The 21,868-nt window shown below is 32.4% G+C and carries 15 protein-coding genes; 11 read left to right on the top strand and 4 right to left on the bottom strand.

The annotated features are described in order from the left end of the window. Positions 1-168 precede the first annotated feature (168 nt). The 3 genes from BLT80_RS10350 to BLT80_RS10340 are packed head-to-tail and all read right to left on the bottom strand — an operon-like array spanning position 169 to position 3,870. Positions 169-1,575, bottom strand: coding sequence for a bifunctional UDP-3-O-[3-hydroxymyristoyl] N-acetylglucosamine deacetylase/3-hydroxyacyl-ACP dehydratase (locus BLT80_RS10350; RefSeq protein WP_092467636.1), 1,407 nt, complete (start codon positions 1,573-1,575; stop codon positions 169-171). Next, on the bottom strand, positions 1,562-2,590 hold the full coding sequence (lpxD, locus tag BLT80_RS10345; protein ID WP_092467634.1) for a UDP-3-O-(3-hydroxymyristoyl)glucosamine N-acyltransferase: 1,029 nt from the start codon (positions 2,588-2,590) through the stop codon (positions 1,562-1,564). The genes BLT80_RS10350 and lpxD overlap by 14 nt, the downstream gene beginning before the upstream one ends. Positions 2,591-2,640: 50 nt before the next feature. Continuing rightward, on the bottom strand, positions 2,641-3,870 hold the full coding sequence (locus tag BLT80_RS10340; protein WP_092467982.1) for an HD domain-containing protein: 1,230 nt from the start codon (positions 3,868-3,870) through the stop codon (positions 2,641-2,643). Positions 3,871-3,911: 41 nt separating this feature from the next. Between BLT80_RS10340 and porX the strand changes: the two genes are divergently transcribed. The 8 genes from porX to BLT80_RS10305 all read left to right on the top strand — a co-directional run bounded on the left by porX (position 3,912) and on the right by BLT80_RS10305 (position 11,319). Then, complete coding sequence (gene porX, locus BLT80_RS10335) at positions 3,912-5,459, top strand: T9SS response regulator signal transducer PorX (RefSeq protein ID WP_092467632.1); 1,548 nt, start codon at positions 3,912-3,914, stop codon at positions 5,457-5,459. Between the two features lie 220 nt (positions 5,460-5,679). After that, positions 5,680-6,144: a tRNA (adenosine(37)-N6)-threonylcarbamoyltransferase complex ATPase subunit type 1 TsaE gene (gene tsaE / locus BLT80_RS10330; protein ID WP_092467630.1), complete on the top strand. Its 465-nt coding sequence runs from the start codon at positions 5,680-5,682 to the stop codon at positions 6,142-6,144. Between the two features lie 156 nt (positions 6,145-6,300). Then, positions 6,301-6,447 carry a hypothetical protein gene (locus BLT80_RS20075; RefSeq protein WP_175455587.1) on the top strand — a complete coding sequence of 49 codons (147 nt, stop codon included), beginning with the start codon at positions 6,301-6,303 and terminating at the stop codon, positions 6,445-6,447. Then, a complete protein-coding gene (locus BLT80_RS10325; RefSeq protein WP_245710216.1) occupies positions 6,410-6,943 on the top strand; it encodes a hypothetical protein in 534 nt (177 codons plus the stop codon). Before BLT80_RS20075 ends, BLT80_RS10325 begins: the two co-directional genes overlap by 38 nt. Positions 6,944-7,052: 109 nt before the next feature. After that, a complete protein-coding gene (locus BLT80_RS10320) occupies positions 7,053-8,252 on the top strand; it encodes an alanine dehydrogenase (RefSeq protein ID WP_092467626.1) in 1,200 nt (399 codons plus the stop codon). 45 nt (positions 8,253-8,297) lie between these two features. Further along, positions 8,298-8,675 carry a hypothetical protein gene (locus BLT80_RS10315; RefSeq protein WP_092467624.1) on the top strand — a complete coding sequence of 126 codons (378 nt, stop codon included), beginning with the start codon at positions 8,298-8,300 and terminating at the stop codon, positions 8,673-8,675. Between the two features lie 86 nt (positions 8,676-8,761). Continuing rightward, the gene (locus BLT80_RS10310) at positions 8,762-9,781 is read left to right on the top strand and encodes an NAD-dependent epimerase (protein WP_092467621.1); all 1,020 of its coding nucleotides are present in this window, start codon (positions 8,762-8,764) and stop codon (positions 9,779-9,781) included. 158 nt (positions 9,782-9,939) lie between these two features. Next, positions 9,940-11,319 carry a nucleotide sugar dehydrogenase gene (locus BLT80_RS10305; RefSeq protein ID WP_092467619.1) on the top strand — a complete coding sequence of 460 codons (1,380 nt, stop codon included), beginning with the start codon at positions 9,940-9,942 and terminating at the stop codon, positions 11,317-11,319. Between the two features lie 76 nt (positions 11,320-11,395). On the opposite strand, the gene BLT80_RS10300 is transcribed toward BLT80_RS10305, so the two are convergent. Then, positions 11,396-17,407, bottom strand: coding sequence for an Ig-like domain-containing protein (locus BLT80_RS10300; protein ID WP_175455586.1), 6,012 nt, complete (start codon positions 17,405-17,407; stop codon positions 11,396-11,398). A gap of 649 nt (positions 17,408-18,056) precedes the next feature. Between BLT80_RS10300 and murJ the strand changes: the two genes are divergently transcribed. From murJ to BLT80_RS10285, 3 genes are read left to right on the top strand one after another with little or no spacing between them, the layout of a single operon-like run. Beyond that, positions 18,057-19,400 (top strand): murein biosynthesis integral membrane protein MurJ, encoded by a 1,344-nt coding sequence (gene murJ / locus BLT80_RS10295; protein ID WP_092467616.1) that lies wholly within the window; start codon positions 18,057-18,059, stop codon positions 19,398-19,400. Continuing rightward, entirely contained in the window at positions 19,397-20,485 is a 1,089-nt protein-coding gene (locus tag BLT80_RS10290; protein WP_092467614.1) for a glycosyltransferase family 4 protein, read from the top strand. The genes murJ and BLT80_RS10290 overlap by 4 nt, the downstream gene beginning before the upstream one ends. Continuing rightward, positions 20,485-21,702, top strand: coding sequence for an O-antigen ligase family protein (locus tag BLT80_RS10285; protein WP_092467612.1), 1,218 nt, complete (start codon positions 20,485-20,487; stop codon positions 21,700-21,702). The genes BLT80_RS10290 and BLT80_RS10285 overlap by 1 nt, the downstream gene beginning before the upstream one ends. Positions 21,703-21,868 lie beyond the last annotated feature (166 nt).

Below are 21,868 nucleotides of genomic sequence, written 5' to 3'. Positions count from 1 at the left end.
GGTAAAAATGTGTTCGCTATTGAACTTTACAAACTCCTTTTAACTTTTGAAGTCTGCTCGGTTCATTTTTCTAATTTTTAATTTGATAAAGCGGTAAAAATGTGTTTGCTATTGAACTTTATAAACTCCATTTAACTTTTGGAGTCTACTCAGTTCATTTTTCTGATTTTATTTTACTTTCGATATTTGCGCCATTAATTCAGCTTCAGCACATAATTTACCATTAGCATAAGCATAACCTTGCATATGGCAAATTCCTCGTCGTATTGGTGTAATTAAGGAGCATTTGAAAATTAATGTATCTCCAGGTACTACTTTTTGTTTAAATTTTACTTTATCCATTTTCATGAAAAACGTTAGGTAGTTTTCCGGATCAGGAACAGTACTTAGCACCAAAATACCACCTGTTTGTGCCATAGCCTCTACAATTAAAACACCTGGCATTACTGGTGCACCTGGAAAATGACCTTTAAAGAACTCTTCGTTCATAGTCACATTCTTCATCCCAATAACATGACTATCAGACAATTCATATACCTTATCTATTAATAAGAACGGCTGTCTGTGTGGTAACATATCCATAATTTGATTCACATCCATTAATGGTTCTGAATTCAAATCTATCTGAGGAACGTTATTTCGTCTTTCATTCTTTATTAATTTAGACATCTTTTTAGCAAACTGAGTGTTTACAAAATGTCCTGGCTTATTTGCAATAACTTTACCTCTAATGCGTGTTCCTATTAGCGCCAAATCTCCTAACACATCTAATAATTTATGACGTGCTGCTTCATTTGGATGATGCAAGGTAAGGTTGTCTAAAATACCGTTTGGTTTAACAGCAATATTATCTTTATTAAAAGCTACTCTTAACTTTTCCATAGTTTCTGGAGATAATTCTTTATCTACATAAACGATAGCATTATTTAAGTCACCACCTTTTATTAACCCATGTTCTAAGAGCATTTCAATCTCATGCAAAAAGCTAAAGGTTCTAGCATCTGCAATTTCAGTTTTAAAATCAGAGACCTTATTAAGAGTTGCGTTTTGAGTACCTAAAACTTTAGTCCCAAAATCGACCATTGTAGTAATTTGATAAGTACTAGCTGGCATTAAAATTATTTCGCTTCCAGATTCTTCATCTGTATATGAAACCACTTGTGTAATCTCATATTCCTCACGAAATGCATTTTGTTCAATAATACCTGCTTTCTCTATTGCTTCTACAAAGAATTTAGATGACCCATCCATAATTGGTGGTTCGGAAGAATTTAGCTCAATAAGAGCGTTATCTATATCCAAACCAACTAAAGCTGCTAACACATGCTCGCAAGTTTGAATAGTTACACCATTTTTCTCCATACAAGTTCCACGCTGGGTACTTGTAACGTAATTAGCATCGGCTTCAATCTTTGGTGAGCCTTCTAAATCTGTTCGCTGAAATACGAATCCAGAATTTTCTGCACCAGGTTTAAATACCAATTTTACATCTGCACCAGTATGAAGTCCGACACCTATAAGTGTAACTTCTTTTTCAATGGTTTTTTGTCTCGTTTCCGTTTTAATTATGGCCATCTACTTTTTTTTCTAATTCATTAATAGTTTTTACAAGCTTAGGTAAGTTTTTAAAATAAACATAAGATTTATTCCAATCCTTATACCCAAAAGAAGGCGAACCTTGTAAGACCTCATTATCCTTTACATTTCTACCTATTCCAGATTGTGCCTGCACTTTTACATTATTTCCTATAATTAAGTGCCCTGCAATACCAACCTGCCCCCCAATTTGACAATGTTCTCCAATTTTTGTAGAACCAGCCACTCCTGATTGCGCTGCTATAACCGTGTTTTTTCCAATTTCTACATTATGAGCAATCTGTATTTGATTGTCTAACTTTACACCTGCCCTTATAATAGTAGATCCTATTGTTGCTCTATCTATTGTTGTACCCGCACCGACATCTACATAATCTTCTAAAACAACATTCCCTGTTTGTGGGATTTTAGTGTAACCACCATCTTTAGTTGGCGCAAAACCAAAACCATCAGCACCAATTATAGCACCAGAATTAATCACACAACTATTTCCTAAAATACAGTCTGAATAAATCTTAGCACCAGGATATATAATTGAATTACCTCCTATTTTTACATTATCTCCAACATAAGAGTTTGGATAAATCTTTACATTATCTCCAATTTCTACATTATTACCAATATAAGCAAAAGCACCGATATAAATATCATCTGGAACTTTAACAGTCTCTGAAATAAAACAAGGTTGTTCTATTCCTGATTTATTTGACTTTATACGATCGTAATATTCCAACAGTTTAGAAAAACCTTCGTATGCATCTTCTACTTTAATAAGCGTAGTTGAAATAGGTTTTTCTGGTTTAAAGTCTGTATTTACAATAGTTATTGATGCTTCTGTTGTATATATATACGGTGTGTATTTTAGATTAGATAAAAAAGTTAATGAGCCTTGTGTTCCTTCTTCAATTTTAGAAAGTTTAAAAACTTCAATATTAGGGTCACCCACAACTATTCCTTCTAAAATATCTGCGATTTGTTCTGCTGTAAATTTCAATGATTAGATTTTAAAGTCTTATTGCTTTCCACAAAAATAGAAAAAAAGGATTACATTTTCTTTTTAGGATAGCACATATAATATTTAGTGATGGGTTTACTCAGTGCTTTTAAGTTTAATTGATCAGATGCTTTAACCATATCTTTAATTTTGCCTGACTTAAATAAGATATTGATTTTCTGAAAGTTGCTCTGATAAGCTTGGTTAGTTAACTCTCCTTGAAACACAAAATATGAAGCTTCATGCTCTGTGATTTTGTGTTTTTTTATTAAGGCTTCTGAATGCATTTTTAATTCTGAAGGCTTAATTGGCTTGTTTTTGAGTTTTACTTTCAGTAAGTCTCTATTTAATATCATTTGACATAGGTTGCTCAATACAAAATCCTCATGATTTTGCCAATCTTTCATTGCCGCAACAATATCATAATCATCTAATTTTGAAAAAACGGATAAAGTTTCGGAATTAAAATTTTCAGCATTAATTTCAGAAAACAGAAAATAAAATAAAGCATCGCTACAATTTAGCTTTACACCTTGCTGCACTAATTCTTTTGCTCTTTTTAAAGATCCCATTAATAATTGCTCTGCAACAACACCTGTTTTGTGCATATACACTTGCCAATACATAAAGCGTCTCGCAATTAAAAATTTCTCTACGCTCAGAATCCCCTTTTCTTCAACCACTAATTGGTCATCTACCACATTGAGCATGGTAATTAATCGCTCACTGTTAATATTTCCTTCTGCAACTCCCGTGTAAAAACTATCGCGTTTTAAATAGTCGGCTCTATCCATATCTAATTGACTAGAAATGAGCTCACACATAAATTGACGAGGGTATTCTTTCTTAAAAATAGAAATGGCTAACGTTAAACTTCCGTTAAACTCTAAATTGAGTTCTTCCATAAAACGTAGCGAAATTTCTTCGTGAGAAACATTATTTACAATACTATGTTCCATCGCATGCGAAAAAGGACCATGACCAATATCGTGTAAAAGAATAGCGATTAACAACCCATTTTCTTCCTCATTAGATATCTCAACTCCCTTAAAACGAAGGACATTGATAGACTTTTGCATTAAATGCATGCAACCCAATGCATGATGAAAACGTGTATGATGTGCACCTGGATAAACCAAATAAGATAATCCCATTTGACTAATACGACGTAATCTCTGAAAATATTTATGTTGAATAATATCGAATATTAACGAATTCGGAATAGTAATAAATCCGTAAATTGGATCGTTAAAGATTTTAAGCTTATTATTTGTAGGCACAATTTTAAAATTCAATAATTAAGAAACAAATATACCACAACATGATAAATATTCTTTGGGTTGACGATGAAATCGATTTACTAAAGCCACATATTATTTTTTTAGAGCAAAAAGGATATGTTGTTACAAAATGCCAAAGTGGTACTGAAGCTTTGGAAATTATTACGGATACAAACTTCGATATCGTTTTTTTAGATGAAAATATGCCGGGTCTTACGGGGCTAGAAACCTTGAATGAAATTAAGGAACGTCGCGCCAATTTGCCTATAGTAATGATTACCAAAAGTGAAGAGGAGTATATTATGGAGGAAGCCATCGGTAATAAAATCGCCGATTATTTGATAAAACCTGTAAATCCGCATCAGATTTTATTAAGCTTGAAAAAGAATTTGGATCATTCTAGGTTAGTATCCGAAAAAACAACATCTAACTATCAACAAGAATTCAGGAAGATAGCTATGGATTTATCTATGGTAAACTCTTACGAAGAATGGGTAGAGTTATATCAGAAACTAATTTACTGGGAATTACAGCTTGAAAGTATTGAAGATGTTGGAATGACCGATATTTTGGAGTCTCAAAAAACCGAAGCCAATATGCAATTCGGTAAGTTTATAGAGAAAAATTACGAAGATTGGTTTCAACCAAAAACAGATGCTCCTGTAATGTCACATACGTTGTTTAAAGATAAGGTTGTACCAGAATTGAGTGACAAACAACCAACATTATTAGTAGTCATAGATAATTTACGATACGATCAATGGAAGGCATTTGAACCTTTTGTAAACAATTATTACAAGAAAACATCTGAACTTGCCTTTTACAGTATCCTACCGACAGCTACGCAATACGCACGTAATGCCATTTTCTCTGGATTAATGCCTGCAGATATGGAAAGTTTATTTCCTCAATACTGGAAAAATGACACCGATGAAGGAGGTAAAAACATGCATGAAGGTGATTTTTTAAGAGAACAATTAAAACGTTTAGGATTAGGGCATCTAAAACATGAATATCATAAAATCACCAATCTTAGAGCTGGAAAAAAATTAGTTGAAAACTTTAGATCTTTAAAAGATAATGACCTTAGTGTTATTGTTTATAATTTTGTAGATATGCTGTCGCACTCTAAAACAGAAATGGAAGTCGTTAAAGAATTAGCTTCTAATGACAAAGCTTATCGTTCACTTACAGTCAGTTGGTTTAAGAATTCTCCATTGTTAGAAATGATTCAGTTATCACAACAACTCGGTTTCAAATTAATTTTAACTACAGACCATGGCACCATAAATGTAAAAGCACCAACTAAAGTTATTGGAGACAGGGATACAAGCTTAAATCTCCGCTATAAAACAGGACGAAGCTTAACTTACCAAGATAAAGATGTCTTAGCAATTAAAAACCCTAAATCTATTCATTTACCTGCTCTCACCATGAGTAGCTCGTTTATCTTTGCTAAAGGGGATTTGTTTTTGGCTTATCCTAATAACTTTAATCATTACGTTAGTTATTACAGAAATACATATCAACACGGAGGTGTATCATTAGAAGAAATGATTATTCCGTTTGTAGTGATGGACCCAAAATAGTCTATCATGTTACATGAATTTTAGAAAAGAATGAAGCGGATTGATTTCAACTTCATTCTTTTTTTTAATACCTCTTGAGAATTAAAATCTAGTATTTTGTGTCACAACACAAACACAAAAACACCTTAAAGCGCATAAAAATCCGACGAAATGCATTTTATTTTAGGTTATTACAAATATAATTCCTACTATTGTATCCCTAAACTGTATAAAATAAATAGTGAAAACACTTGAATTCACATACCATTTAAAAGACATCGACGCTATTGCCTCTAACGTATTAAAGCATTTAGATACTAAAACTGTACTATTTAATGGAGAGATGGGAGCTGGAAAAACCACATTTATTAATGCACTTTTAAAAGCAATGCATAGTAATGACGTTGCCACTAGCCCTACATTTTCTATAGTAAATGAATATAGTCTACAAAATGATAAAATCTATCATTTTGACTTTTATAGAGTAGAATCTATTGAAGAAGCCTATAACTTTGGAATTGAAGATTATTTAAGCAGTAAAAATTGGTTATTTATGGAATGGGCAGAAAACATTGAAGAGCTTATACCAATTGATGCACAAGTTATTACTATTACTGACTTACAAGACAATAAGAGGCGCCTCAAACTAACATTTAACCCTGAAAATTTAACTGAGAAAACAGCTATGAACGTACAGAAGTTATGAATAAATACTTAGTACTTTTCCTACAGTATTAGACTAGTATTACGGTAAAACCGTAATTAACATTTCATATTTTTTGGATTTTAACAATTTCAGATTTGTAAGGACTTGATTGTGAACTTACTTTTGATGTAATTAATTAATTAAATCCCTTAAATTATGAAAACTAAAAAAAATTTAGTCCTAGCTATTGCTATCTTTGGTGGAGTGTTATTTACTGTACAAGCTACTAACCTTATCGACTTAGATGGACAAACAACCACAAAAATTGAAAAAAAGAAAAGAAAACTCGTTAAGTGGGGATAATAGTAAATTAACTAGGAGTGCTATTGTAGGTACGATTATAGCTACAGTTATAGCCTCTACTCCATTACTGTTTTTAGTACATGAAAGTGTTCCAGACACACTAGTTTGGGACACTTTTTTTGGTACCTATGAAAGCGGACTTTGGGAATCAGCCCAATACGCCATGTGGGTTTATACTGGTAAGATTATTCCATTAATTTTACTTGCAATCTGGTTCTTCACTTGTAAACATTGGTGGTACCATGTGTTATTAGTCCCTATAGTGATGTATACTTTTCAAATGATTACTAGTGTTAACGCCGAGTTTAAAAACCAAGACGAAAATCAACTTTTATATTTATTGCCTGTCTTAGCCATTGTGGTGCCTTCAATTTATCTTATTAGAGCTAAAATGTTTAATAAAATAAATACTGCGGATAAAACACTTGAAGAACTTGAAGAAGAGTTTATGATTAAGCCAAAAGGAGTTTGGGGTAAGATTAAACAGTACTTTTAGTTTGATCATTTAATTTTCGAAATTAATATTACTTTAAGTTATTTTAATACTTTCTTTTGTTTAGCGTTATTCATTATATTGCAATGGTAAACCAAAGTCAATAACTTCAATGAGTATATCATTATCACCATTTACCAGGGCCCAGTTATTACCTCAAGAAGAAACCTTAGAAATTCTTAAACAAAAAGGAGAACTCTTTATTGGCATTCCAAAAGAAACACATTTTCAGGAGCGGCGTGTTTGTTTAACTCCTGACGCCGTGTCTGCATTAACGGCCAACGGTCACCGCGTATTATTTGAATCTGGCGCAGGCGAGGGTGCCAATTTTAAAGATAAAACTTATAGTGAAGCTGGAGCTGAAGTTACAAAGGATACTTCGAAAGTGTACTCCTGCCCTATTATTCTAAAAGTAGAACCGCCTTCTTTAGATGAAATAAAACTTATTAATCCGCAAACCTTATTAATTTCTGCACTTCAAATAAAAACTCAAAACAAATCTTATTTTGAGGCTTTAGCAAAAAAACGAATTACAGCTTTAGCTTTCGAATATATTAAAGATGATGATGGCCAATATCCTGCTGTTAGTTCTTTAAGTGAAATTGCAGGAACCGCTTCTATTTTGATTGCATCAGAACTTCTCTCTAATATAAATGGTGGAAATGGTTTAATGATGGGTAATATTAACGGTGTACCACCAACGGAAGTCGTTATTTTAGGCGCAGGTACTGTGGGTGAATTCGCTGCACGTTCTGCTATGGGCTTAGGAGCAAATGTTAAAGTCTTTGATAGCTCTATTACTAGATTACGCCGTCTTCAGAATAATTTAGGACGTACGCTTTATACCTCAACAATGCAACCTAAGAATCTGTTAAAAGCTTTAAAACGTTGTGATGTGGCCATTGGAGCTGTAAGAGGCACCAATCGAGCTCCAGTCATAGTTACTGAAAGTATGGTTGCTAATATGAAATCTGGCTCAGTGGTTATAGATGTGAGTATTGACATGGGAGGTTGTTTTGAAACAAGTGAAGTTACTACTCACGATCGTCCTACTTTTGATCATAACGGTGTCACTCATTATTGTGTGCCAAATATTCCTGCGCGATACTCTAGAACTGCTTCCGTCTCTATAAGTAATATCTTTACTCCCTACCTTTTAGAAATTGGGGAATATGGTGGTATAGAAAATGCCCTACGATTTGATCGCGGTTTAAAAAATGGGTTGTATTTTTACCACGGTATTTTAACTAACAAATCCGTTGCAGAATGGTTTGGTTTAGAATATAGTGATGCCAATTTATTAATTTTTTAATCTGTTCTTAACGAGATATTCATAAGACAGAACTATTTTACATCTATGAAGTTTATACATCGTTTAGCCTATTATTTAGGTGGTTTTGCTATTGGTTTAATGCTCCTTATGTTTTTTCTAAACGGGAAAGATGCCTCTTGTGATTACGGACCAAACGCAAGAACAATTAAAAATATTAGTTCTAAACCTTTTACTTATACTAATGATGCCTCTAGTTTTATAGCAGAACAATCATTAGATTCTACCATTGTAAGCAACTTGGTAAAATTTGGAAGTGTAGATTTTTCTAAAAGTAAAACAGAAATTGATTCTTGTAAAATCTATCTTATAGAAAATAGTTATAAAGAACGTGATTTAGAATTAATGGTAAAGAATTGTGATTCAATAGCTACAATCCTCGATATTAAATATACAAACAACTAATAAATTTTAATTATTTCCTCTAAAACATAGAGGATACCATCTAAATTTATAATATTTGAAATTCGATTAAAAAAAACGACTATAATATGAAAGTATTAGTAACAGGTGCAGCAGGATTTATAGGTTTTTACACTGCTAAAGTCCTTCTTTCTAAAGATCATCAAGTAGTTGGACTAGACAATATAAACGACTATTATGATGTTAATTTAAAATATTCTAGACTTAATGAATTAGGCATCGATAAGAATGAAGCTTCTGAATTTAACAAACTTTGTAAGAGTAAATCTGAAAACTTCGATTTTGTTAGAATGAATCTTGAAGACAGAGAAGAGCTTCCTAAATTATTCAAAAACGAAAAATTCGATATTGTTTGTAATCTTGCAGCACAAGCTGGTGTAAGGTATAGTTTAGAAAACCCTGAAACTTATGTCGATTCTAATTTAGTTGGCTTTTTAAACATATTAGAATGCTGTAGAAACAACAATATTAAACATTTGGTTTATGCTAGTAGCTCAAGTGTTTATGGAATGAATAAGAAAATACCGTTTTCTACGGATGACAATGTAGACCATCCTATAAGTTTATACGCAGCTACAAAGAAGAGTAACGAGCTTATGGCTCATACTTATAGCCACTTGTTTAAAATCCCAACAACTGGCTTACGATTCTTTACAGTATACGGCCCATGGGGAAGACCAGATATGGCCATGTTTTTATTTACAGATGCCATTGTAAACGACAGACCTATTAAAGTATTTAACCATGGTAATATGGAGCGTGATTTTACTTATATCGATGACATTGTAGAAGGTGTTGTCCGAATTATTGAAAAGTCACCAACCAAACGAATAGAATCCAATGAATTATACAAAATTTATAATATTGGAAACAACAACTCGGTCAAATTATTAGATTTTATAAAGGAAATAGAATCAAACTTAGATAAAGACGCGAAGAAAGACATGATGGAAATGCAGCCAGGTGATGTAGAACGCACATGGGCAGATGTAGACGAATTAATTAAAGACTACGACTATAGACCAACCACCTCAATAAAACACGGAGTAAAATCTTTCATAGATTGGTTTAAAGACTATTACAATTAATCTCTTAAATTTACACAAAATTCATACTTGTGACAATTCTAGAAGAATCTTATCGTAAAAAGAAGTCGTTCACATAAAATATTATTTGAATTAAATAAAAAAAGTCAAATTTGCACACATTTTAAAATTTAGACTCAAATCAAAATAAACTTAAAAGCATGAAAATCACAAAAATTTGCTGTATTGGAGCTGGTTATGTTGGTGGACCAACAATGGCAGTAATAGCAAAAAAGAATCCTAACATAAAAGTTACTATTGTTGATATTAACGAAGAGCGTATTGTTGCTTGGAATGATGAAGATTTATCAAAATTACCAATTTACGAACCTGGATTAGCTGAAATTGTTGCAGAAACAAGAGGGAAGAATCTATTTTTCTCTACTGAAATTGATGAAACCATTAAAGAATCAGAAATGATTTTTATCTCAGTAAATACTCCAACCAAAACTTATGGTAAGGGAAAAGGTATGGCTGCAGATTTAAAGTACGTAGAATTATGTGCTAGAAATATTGCAGAGGTTTCAACTACAGATAAGATTGTTGTTGAAAAATCAACCTTACCTGTAAGAACAGCTCAAGCTATAAAAAGCATTTTACACAATACAGGTAAAGATGTGAAATTTGAAATTTTATCTAATCCTGAATTCTTGGCTGAAGGTACAGCTATACAAGATTTGTTAAATCCTGATCGGGTTCTAATTGGTGGAGAGTCTGAAGACGCTATTGAAAGCTTAGCCAGTGTCTATGGAAGCTGGGTCCCACAAGAAAGAATACTAAGAACTAATGTTTGGTCTTCTGAGTTATCTAAATTAACTGCTAATGCATTTTTGGCTCAAAGAATTTCTTCAATTAATGCAATTTCAGAGTTATGTGAGCACACTGAAGCGAATGTAAATGAAGTTGCTAAAGCTATCGGAATGGATTCTAGAATTGGACCTAAATTCTTAAATGCTTCAATTGGTTTTGGAGGCTCTTGTTTTCAAAAAGATATTTTGAACCTTGTATATATCGCTAGAAGTTATAACCTTAATGCTGTTGCCGATTATTGGGAACAAGTTATTATTTTAAATGACCACCAAAAGCGACGTTTTTCAGATAACTTAATTAGCACATTATACAATACGGTTTCTGGTAAAAAAATAGCGATGCTTGGTTGGGCTTTTAAGAAAGACACTAACGACACAAGAGAATCAGCTGCCATTTACGTTGCTGACCACTTACTAAATGAACAAGCAAACATAGCTGTTTATGATCCTAAAGTAAACAATAAAAAAGTACAAGCAGACCTTAATTATTTAAATACAAGATCTGAGGAAGAAAACAACGATTTAGTTAAATCGTATAGTGATCCATACGAAACATCAAAAGATGCGCATGCGATCGCTATTATGACAGAGTGGGATGAGTTTAAGACCTACGATTGGGAAAAGATATATAACCAAATGAAGAAACCAGCTTTCATTTTTGATGGTAGAAATATACTAGATAAAACTGAAATGGAAAATATTGGATTTGAATATTCTTCTATAGGAAAATAATTTAATTTATTTACAGCCATAAAAAAGCACTAACTCTTTAAAGATTAGTGCTTTTTTTAGTTTTAATGCGGTTTGATTATTCTACTATTAGTTTTTTAGTAATTACTCTATCTTCATCTATAAGCTTAACGAAATATACACCTGACTGAAAGGTACTAATACCAATTTGAGTGGTTGTACTATAGCTTAAATTTTCATTCGTGATTTTAGAGTGTTTAATTAACTTACCTGTGACATCATAGATATTTACATCTGAAACATTTAATGTACCTGATATTTTTACATTAACAATATCTGATGCTGGATTAGGGTAGACATCAAACTCAAATTCTGTTTCTTCTTCACTTGGAGTAACTGAATCAATTGCACAATTGACATCCACTTCTACTCTAACTGTTGCCTCATCAAAATCTAAGGCATTAAATACCGTAACTGTATAATCTGTTGTTTCTAATGGAGATACTGTAATTGTAGGTGTCGTCTCACCAGTACTCCAAACATAGTCATCTCCACCACTCGCTGTTAAAGTTGTAAGATCATCTAAACAAATTAATACATCTTCTCCCGCATCTGCTACAACTGGTTGTAATACATTCACGGTAACTTGTTTATCATCATAACACTCTCCAATAAACCCTTTTACTTCATAGGTCGTTGTTGTCGATGGACTTACAGCAATGTTAGGCTGGGTAGCTCCATTATTCCATTGGTATGTATTTGCTCCAGAAGCAGATAATGTAATAAAGTCACCATTTAAAATTTCAACGCTATCACCATTTGCGACAACTACATCTGGACTCGGGTCTACATAAACCTTTACATCATCGGTGTCTGTTTGTTCTCCTAAAGTTACCGTAACAGAATAGGTTGAAGTAGATAACGGACTAACTACAATACTTTGAGTTGTTTCTCCGGTACTCCATAGGTAACTATCACCTTGATTCGCTGTTAGAACAACTTCATAATCTTGATTATCACAGACACGCTCATCCGTTCCCGCTGAGGCTTTAAATAATGGTGTTACTATAACTGTTACTTCTTTCAGCTCACTACTACATGTATTTGTAATACCAATTACGTTAAAAGTTGTAGTTTGAGTAGGGCTGACTAAAATAGAATTTGACGTCGCACCTGTATTCCATAAGTATGTTTCAGCTCCACTTACTGATAAACTGGCGCTTTCCCCTTCAACTATTGTAATATTTTCACTTACCAATATATTTGGTAATTCATTAACCGTTACTGTAACACTATCTGTGTCCGAATTTCCAAAACTATCAGTTACGGTAACAGTATATGTTGTTGTTTGAGTTGGTGTGAATGTAGGAGATACACTCGTATCACCAGTGTTCCATGTGTAATTAGAACCACCAGTTGCGTTTAGCGTTACACTTTCACCAATGCATATAGAAACATCATTACCTGCATTTGCTATAACTTCAGGAACTACATTTACTGTAGTTTCTTCTATAACTTGACAACCACTTGCTGAAAAACCTGTAACACTATAAATTGTGGTTTCTGTAGGAGAAACATTAATTGTACTTGAAGTTTCACCTGTATTCCATTCATAGGTTTCAGCACCACTAACAGATAGATTAATGCTTTCTCCTTCTAGAATTGTAATATCATTTGTTAATGTTAAACTAGGCAATTCATTAACCACTACTGTTACACTGTCTGTGTCCGAATTTCCAAAACTATCACTTACAGTAACATTGTAAGTTGTCGTTTCTATTGGACTAATATTTATTGATGCACTAGTTTCACCGGTACTCCATGAAAAATTAGTACCGCCCGAAGCCGTCAACATTACGCTTTCTCCAATACAAATAGAAGTATCGCTGCCTGCATCCGCATTAACCTCTGGTATTACAGTCACTGTAATTTCTCCTGTGATTTGACATCCATTTGTAGAGAAACCAGTAACAGAATATGTTGTAGTTTCCAAAGGATTAACTTCTATGAAATTTGTAGTTTCACCATTAAACCATAAATATGAATCGGCACCAGTTGCTTCAATGGTAGTAGAACTTCCTGAAATAATTGTAATAGCATCACTTAGAATTAAGTCTGGTGTAGGCAATACAAATACCGTAACCTCGTCTATATCAGAGCAAGTATTTGTAAAAACTTCAACATTATATGTAATGTCTTCATCTGGATTTACAGTAATGGATTGAGTAGTAGCGCCTGTATTCCATAAATATGAGTCACCACCTTCTGCCGTTAGCACAACAGATTCACCTTGACATAAAGTTTCGTCTTCGCCTGCATAAGCAGTTGGTTTAGGATTTACTGTAATAGTAACATCATCTGTATCCGAATTTCCAAATCCATCAGTCACCGTAACAGTATAAGTTGTGTTCTCTGTTGGAGTAAATGTTGGAGTCGCTCCCGTTTCGCCAGTATTCCATGTATAAGTAATACCACCTGACGCATTTAAAGTGATACTTTCACCCTGACAAATTGAAATATCTTCTCCTGCATTGGCTACCAATTCTTCAACTACGGTTACAACAACTTCCTCAATACTTTGACATCCATTTTCGGAAAATCCTGTAACGGTGTATGTTGTTGTCACATCAGGACTTACAATAATTTCCGAACTTGATTCACCCGTACTCCAAGAGTAAGTACTTCCACCGTTTGCTGTTAGCGTAGCAGAACTGCCAATCATAATGAAAACATTCTCACTAACAGTAATATTTGGTACTTCATTTACAAAAATGGTGATTTCGTCTGTATCAGTATAGCCATAATCATCTTCAGCTGTAACCGTATAAGTCGTCGTTTCTGTAGGAGTGACAATTAATTCAGAACCTAAATCTCCAGTATTCCAGGTATAATTAGATCCACCTAAAGCAGTCAAAGTAATAGTCTCACCACTACAAATGGTTTCATCATCACCCGCATTGGCAATAATTTCTGGTATTACTGTAACTGTAACTTCTGCATTACTTACACAACCATTTGGCCCAATAGAACTTACTGTGTACGTTGTTGTAATTAGTGGGTTTACAGTAATAGAATCTGTAGTTTCTCCTGTGTTCCATTCATAAGTATCACTTCCACTGACTGTGAGTGTTGTGGATTCTCCTTCAATAATAACAACGTCCTCAGAAATTATAATCTCTGGGGCTGCATTTACGAAAACAGTAACATCGTCCGAACTAAAACAGTTGTTATCACTTACTTCTACACTATAAGTAGTCTCTGCAGTCGGACTTACTTCAATTGTAGCAGTCGTTTCTCCAGTATTCCATAAATAAGTAGTTCCCCCTGTAGCTGTTAAAATCGTTGAATTACCTTCACATAAGAATTGATCTTCTCCTGCGTTTGCTACCGGTAAGGCATTGACAGTAATGGTAACATTGGCTTCTTCGGATTGTTCATTATCATCAGATACTGTAACCGTATACGTCGTGGTTGTATTTGGCGTAACTTCAATACTATCGGTTGTTTCTCCCGTATTCCAAATATAATTTGTCCCTCCACTTGCTATAAGTGTGGTGCTTTCGCCTTCACAAATCTGTTGGTCATCACCTGCGCTCGGATTGAGCGCCTCAGGAAAAACCGTTATTTCGGAGGTATCTGTAAATTCACCGTCAGACGTAGTGAATGTAATTATTACTTGCCCTAAAGAAACCGGTGATACAAGACCATTTGCATCTACTGTGGCAATAGCTTCATCACTAGAGCTCCATGTTCCATTTTGATTTGTTGCATTACCTGGATTAAAAGTTGCAGTTAATGAAATAGTTGTTGATATTAGTAAATCGGCCATAGTTGGAGAAACTGATACGCTTGATACCGGTACAAGTGTCTCGTCAACAACGTCTTTAATCCAAAATAAAACAAATTTATCAAATATACCTCCATTACTATTTTCTGATCTAACAGTCAATGCATAGATATTATTATCAGCAGTGTCTTCAGGATTCTCAAAATCTGGAGTTAAATTTAAGATTAATTGATCCCCAGAAATACTAAAACGCTCATAATCGTCTGTATTATTCATTGGTATACTATAGGTATGCGTTGCACTCTCATCAGGGTCAGTAGTAATTAAAGTCGCCGTTGGATTAACTGTATTTTCATCAAATTCTATCCAATTTAAATTACCTAACATACCACCTACAAAAGTTATATCGGTTGGCACTACACTTCCATTAATTGTTATAGTGCTAGTATCTGTAAAACTACCATCATTACTTGTAAAAGTTATTATAGAAGTGCCTGGTGAAATTGCAGTTACTAATCCATTTGCATTTACAGTCGCATTGGTATTATTACTCGTCCATACACCAGTCTGGTCAGTTGTATCCAACGGAGTAAAGCCAACACTCAATTGAATATTAGTATCTTCAGATAACGTAACTGTTTCTGGTGTAACCGATACACTTGTAGCATCAACAACTTCTGCTGTTATATATATAGGTGTAGTTAAGAAACCTCTATTACCATCTGTATCTGTATGCTCTAAAGTTACATTATATGTTCCTATAGTATTAACATCTACAAGGTCACCACCTACCGTAGCTATACCACTACCATCTTCTACATCGGTCCATGTGCCAGTTATAGTATTATATGTACCTCCTAATTCTATTGTAGTTGGGTTAGAGTCTGTTCTAGTTATTTGTGGAATGTTTATTCCATTAACAGGAGTATCGATTTGATTAATATATTCTTCTAACCACGTATAACCGCTTGGTGCTATATCATTATGTATTGTAGGTGTTCCTGTTAATCCTTTAGAGATAAGCCATGCTTCTGGTATATGAGGATTACTTTGATAAAAATCGTCAGGTCTTGTTTCACTTGGCACTGCATTACTACCACCAGGAAGTAATGATTCCGCTCTTGCAACGTAATCACCTTCGCGCGCTTCTATAGAGTTTGTAGCTGCACGTAAAATTAATTCTGTGTCTATTGGATCTCTATAAAACTGAATATTACCATTGTTATCTGTATAATAACACGCACCAACTGTATCAAATAACTCAGTTTTTAAATCCTGAGAAGATAAAATGGGAACTTGCTCACCAAGTAAAGGAAATTGTGGGTATGTAAACCAATTAGGCTGTATAGTCTGTGATGAACCATCAGGGTAATTTGTAAAAGCATTGTGCGCTGTATTAGAATCTGTATAATCGTACTCTATTGCTTTTCCTTTAAGAACATCTGATGTGATAAAATTATCCACAAAATGAAATTCAGGATTGATATTATTATCATTAATTTTATATAGAACATCAGTTCCACTATTTCTACTATTAGTACCTGCCTGATAATAATTACCTATAATATTTGATTGGGTTTTTTGTGTACTTGGCTGTCCATCATATGCAGTTCCGGTAAAGCTAGATGTTCTATTTTGCCAATTGTGCACAAAATTATTAATTATATCTGCTCTAATATTACCTGCTACATTTGGTGTTCTCCATCCGCAATCAACCATTACATTTCTATGATAACTAACTCTAGTTGGAATACCTCTCAGAGATTGATCACTCGTTATACCTTGACCAATAATACCCACTCTAGAACTATTTCCAACTAAATTATTTTGAAAAGTGGCTCCGCTAAAAGGGTCATTTGCATTACCTCCATTCCCCCCTATAGATTGTTCTAAACTAAACCCAGACGAACATCTATCAACGATAAATCCATTTGTTCCCCCCATTAAAAAAGAAGATTTACTGTATTCATTATTAGGATCTGTGTAGTTATAACCACCTCTAAATTTCATACCTCTAATAATAACATTAGAAGCATCTACCATCCTAAATAATTGACCAATAATAGTTATACCTCCTTCAGGTGCTGTAAATCCATTTATAGTTATACCTCCTGTATATCCATCACTCATGCGAATAACAGTTTCAAGTTCTATAACACCACTAACATCAAATACAATAGTTCTATCAAGAGTTTTATTAACAGGGTCTGTTAATGCCCATCTTAAAGAACCTTCTCCGCTATCAGCTAAAGTTGTAACATGCAACACTACACCCCCTCTACCACCTGTAGTATATGATCCTGCTCCTAAGGCACTAGGAAAAGCCAACTGTTGTGCGGACAAAAATTGATGTGAAATAAATATTAAAAAAAAGAAAAAGATTCTGTTAATGATGGACTTAGAGGTTACAAAGTAATTCATAGAGGTTAAATAATTAGGGGTGCTTGGGGCAGTTATTTGGTAGCTAAACTAAAAAAAATATTTACAGATAAGAGACTAAATTCATATAATTTCGACAAAACGTAAATTATTGTAAGAATTTATTTTAACACAGTATGTTTTAATCTTTTTCATTATAAATATTTTTTATATTTACGCGTGAATATCCGATTAAATGCGTAAATATCTGATATAATTACGCAAAAAGCTTCAATATGGATCTTTGAATCTTAACTTTAACATAAAAAAGTAAAATACTACGCATTGACATATATTTATATTAATTTTTCTGACAAACTATAATGTATAACTATACATAAACCAACGTCTTTTATCGATAAAAAATGAGCTAAGAGGTACTAAGATTGAATTTAATCGTAAAAAAACTGTATTTACCACTAATATTATTAATCTAAGAAAAAAAAGAACAATCTTTGCTAAACAAACTTTAACTAATCATATATAAATTCTAATATATTGATAGCTTAATGACATAATTAGTGGACATTTATACACTAAGCTTAAGTGATTTTAAAGTAAATCAAAACCTACAATGACTTTTTTTGATAAAAACAAACTAGTTAACACCTTCAAAAGCACCTATCAAAATCCATTATTAAAAAATATGGTTATTGTAGCTGTGATTACTTTTTTTATTAAAGCTCTTGCTTTTTATAAGGAAACTATCATTGCTAGTACTTTTGGATTATCTGAAGTTTTGGATACATTTCTGGTTGCCATTCTAATCCCAACTTTTGTACAAAGTGTGTTCTTAAATTCTTTAAAGCATTTGTTTATACCTAATTATATAACTGAGCTTAAAAATAACGGTAATAAATCAAGTTTTCAATCTGTAATTTTTTTAATGACATTGGGAATTTCTGTTGGTTCAATTATTTTATCCTATTTTTTTATTGATCTTTTTTTAGAAAAAATTTATCCAGGACATTCTGAAGACTATTATCAACTAGTTAAAAATCAATTGTTCATTATATTACCTAGCTTAGTTCTTTGGGGCTTTTCTTCTGTCATCTCTGGACTTTTAGAAATTGAAAATCGATTTTTAATAGCAAATGTGTCTCAATTTTTCCCGTTAATAACTATGCTGTTTTTTTTATTTTATCTTAGAGATAGTTTAGGAAATATGGTTTTAGCTTATGGAACTCTAGCTGGTAGTATCATCGGATTCATTTTTTTAGTTTCTTTTTCTATAAAACATCAGTATTTATCCATAAGTAAACCTTTTATAAATGCAAATGCTAAGTTAATGCTACGACAGATGCCTCCGAAAATAACGTCTAGTTTTCTTTCTATTATGAACAGTTTTATAGACCAATTTTTTGCAGGACAATTAGTAATAGGTTCAATCGCGGCTTTAAATTATGGAAATAGAGTCCCTGCATTTGGTGTCACTATTGTCATTATGGCTATAGGCAGTGTTTTATTACCTCACTTTTCTAGACTTGTTAATGAAGATCTAAAATCGGCGTACCATTATCTTTTTAAGGTATTAAAAATAGTCATTAGCTTAGGTATTGTTATAGTTGTTATAGTTATTTTCTCTTCAGAATGGATTGTCCAGATGTGGCTTGAAAGAAATCAATTTACACATCAAGATACATTAAAAGTTTCTACAATACAGAAAATTCTACTTGCAAATGTGCCATTTTATCTTTGTACATTAATCATAGTTAAATTCCTTACTAGTATAAATAAAAATAAATTTATGGCACAAATTTCTTTAATAAATCTAGCAGTAAACATAATATTGAATATTATTTTTATAAAGAAATATGGAGTATTTGGTCTAGCCTTAAGCACAACTTTTGTATTAATAATTAGTAGTTGTTTTTACTTTGGCTTTACTTACAAACAATATAAAAAAATAAGCTTATGAAAATAGATTTTATTATATCTTCTTTAGGTGGAGGTGGTGCAGAACGAGTTCTTACGCTTATGGTAAATAACTTAGCGAAAAATCGAGAAAATAGAATTACAGTAATTACTCTGTTTGAAGGAAGGAAGGAATATGAACTCGACTCTAATATTAAAAGGGTAAAATTAAAACAAACTAAGTATATACCAAGTCACACCTTTAGAAGTATTATTAATCTCAGTAGGCATTACAAAAACAAATCTAATAGACCAGATGTCATTATATCCTTTGTGACATTAACTAATCTTATAACTATAATAGTAGCTAAACTGTTTTCGATAAAAATTATTGCTCAAGAACATAATTCCCATTTGAGATATATGCAAGGTAGAAAACACATCACTAATTTTACTAAAAAATATGTTTACAAAAAAGCGGACGTTGTTACTGTATTAACATCATTTGACATTGAATACTATAAAAAATATGGAGTAAATGTTTATGTAATGCCAAACCCTTGCAGTTTTAAAGCTATTAAAACTAATTCGAATAAGAGAGAAAAAGTTATTCTAGCTGCTGGGCATTTAAATCGATATCACCATAAAGGTTTCGATAATTTAATAAATTTGATGGCACCTGTATTTAAAGCACATCCTGATTGGCAATTAAAAATAGCAGGTGCTGGTGATGAAGGTATAAATTACTTAAGAAAACTTGCTATTGAAAATTCTATCGAAGATAAAATTATTTTCACGGGATTTATTGATAATATTTCAGAGGTTATGTATCAATCCTCTATATTTATATTATCATCCCGTTTCGAAGGTTTACCGATGGTTTTACTAGAAGCTATGTCTCAAGGAATGACGTGTATTAGTTTTAATTGTAAAACAGGTCCTTCCGATATTATTGAAGACAATGTGAATGGTTTACTTATTGAAAATCAAAATATGTCTCAAATGCAGAACGCTTTAATTAATCTTTTAAGTAATGAAAAGCTAAGAAAAAGACTAGCTAATGAGGGTATTAAATCTCTTGATAAATATCATATTTTAGCAATCACGGAAAGGTATAATTTATTAATTAATAAAATTGTTAATTCATAATGAATAAGCTTATTGTTTATGTCTGCTTTTATTGGCCATTGGTTTTTAGTTGCTTACAGCTTCAAGGTGTTATATACAAGTTCTCCTCTTCTACCATATCTGCAAATATTGCATATCTTAACCTTGGGCTTATAGTTGCTGGCATATTCATGATTAGAAAACACATTGAGATAACCTCATCTACTAGCAGATTATGGTTTATCTTTTATATTATGTATTACTGTTTTGCGATACTAGCAACTGGCATTAGTGGTTTTCCTGCTTCAATTATAGCAACTCTAATCCCAATAATATATTATACAGGGTTCTATTTTTTATTAAGCAATAAAGATGAATATAAAATATTCTTTAAAGTTATTACAATTACTTTTGTCATATCGTCTGTTGTCACTATTATTTTTGTTAAATTCAACTATAGTATAGTAACTGGTGAAGTTAATATTTATGGTATAGATCGCGCGGCTGGACTTTATGGTGATGCTAACAATGCTGCCCTTGCAAGTATTATCGCCTACACATTATTTGATAAATTTTATAATCCCACAAAATTACCTTTTAAGATTTTTAAAATTTTAATACTTCTTACTATATTTTACAGCATATTTTTAACGTTTTCAACAACTGGTCTATTTGTTTTCACTATAATCTTTTTTATTACCAATTATACTTTTTTTACTGGTATTAGGGTAGTACTTTTGGGTGTAGCTGTTACTGCTATGTACGCAGGTATTTTTTCTTTAAAATCTCAAACTAAGGATTTGGACCTTACAGATGCTCAAATTACTAAAGTTGATAACATAATTAACATACTCACTTTAAATTTAGATAAAGTAGATAATTCTGGACGTGGAGATTTATTAAAAAACATACTCCATTACATGTACGAAAATCCATTATTAGGAAATGGAGTTAATTTTTCTGGAGTTATGAGAGGTCATAACACATATGTTGGTGTATGGGTTGATGCAGGAGTCTTTACATTTATATTCTTTATTTTTATTCTATCATACTATTTCTTTAAAACATTTACTTTAAAAATACATCTTCGATTTTTTGCTATCTCCATATTATTGACATTGTATGTTTTTATGGTAAGTCTGCAAACTGTACTTAACCAGCCATATTTATTTGTGTTGTTTTTACTGGTTGGTTATTTAATTGATTATAATAAACTAAATGAAGGACATCTTGATTTTTTAGATGAAAATGAAAATTAAGCATAAACCCTATGACAAATTTGAAAATGTATTATTAACATTGTCAGTCATCTCACTTAAAAGCTGAAATTTTTGGTTAATCAAGGGGTTATTAAAACAATTCATAGAATAATTTTGATTAATACAATTAGATATAACATATTTACCACTTATTATTATTATTGCA

The organism is Winogradskyella thalassocola, from assembly GCF_900099995.1.
Taxonomy (GTDB): domain Bacteria; phylum Bacteroidota; class Bacteroidia; order Flavobacteriales; family Flavobacteriaceae; genus Winogradskyella; species Winogradskyella thalassocola.
This window is presented reverse-complemented; position numbering and strand designations above follow the sequence as displayed.

What these genes read in the sequence shown, in the direction of transcription:
- BLT80_RS10350 (WP_092467636.1), bottom strand. Translation starts at nt 1,575, where the DNA reads ATGGCCATAATTAAAACGGAAACGAGACAAAAAACCATTGAAAAAGAA.
- porX (WP_092467632.1), top strand. Translation starts at nt 3,912, where the DNA reads ATGATAAATATTCTTTGGGTTGACGATGAAATCGATTTACTAAAGCCA.
- BLT80_RS20075 (WP_175455587.1), top strand. Translation starts at nt 6,301, where the DNA reads ATGAAAACTAAAAAAAATTTAGTCCTAGCTATTGCTATCTTTGGTGGA.
- BLT80_RS10320 (WP_092467626.1), top strand. Translation starts at nt 7,053, where the DNA reads ATGAGTATATCATTATCACCATTTACCAGGGCCCAGTTATTACCTCAA.
- BLT80_RS10315 (WP_092467624.1), top strand. Translation starts at nt 8,298, where the DNA reads ATGAAGTTTATACATCGTTTAGCCTATTATTTAGGTGGTTTTGCTATT.
- BLT80_RS10310 (WP_092467621.1), top strand. Translation starts at nt 8,762, where the DNA reads ATGAAAGTATTAGTAACAGGTGCAGCAGGATTTATAGGTTTTTACACT.
- BLT80_RS10305 (WP_092467619.1), top strand. Translation starts at nt 9,940, where the DNA reads ATGAAAATCACAAAAATTTGCTGTATTGGAGCTGGTTATGTTGGTGGA.
- murJ (WP_092467616.1), top strand. Translation starts at nt 18,057, where the DNA reads ATGACTTTTTTTGATAAAAACAAACTAGTTAACACCTTCAAAAGCACC.
- BLT80_RS10290 (WP_092467614.1), top strand. Translation starts at nt 19,397, where the DNA reads ATGAAAATAGATTTTATTATATCTTCTTTAGGTGGAGGTGGTGCAGAA.
- BLT80_RS10285 (WP_092467612.1), top strand. Translation starts at nt 20,485, where the DNA reads ATGAATAAGCTTATTGTTTATGTCTGCTTTTATTGGCCATTGGTTTTT.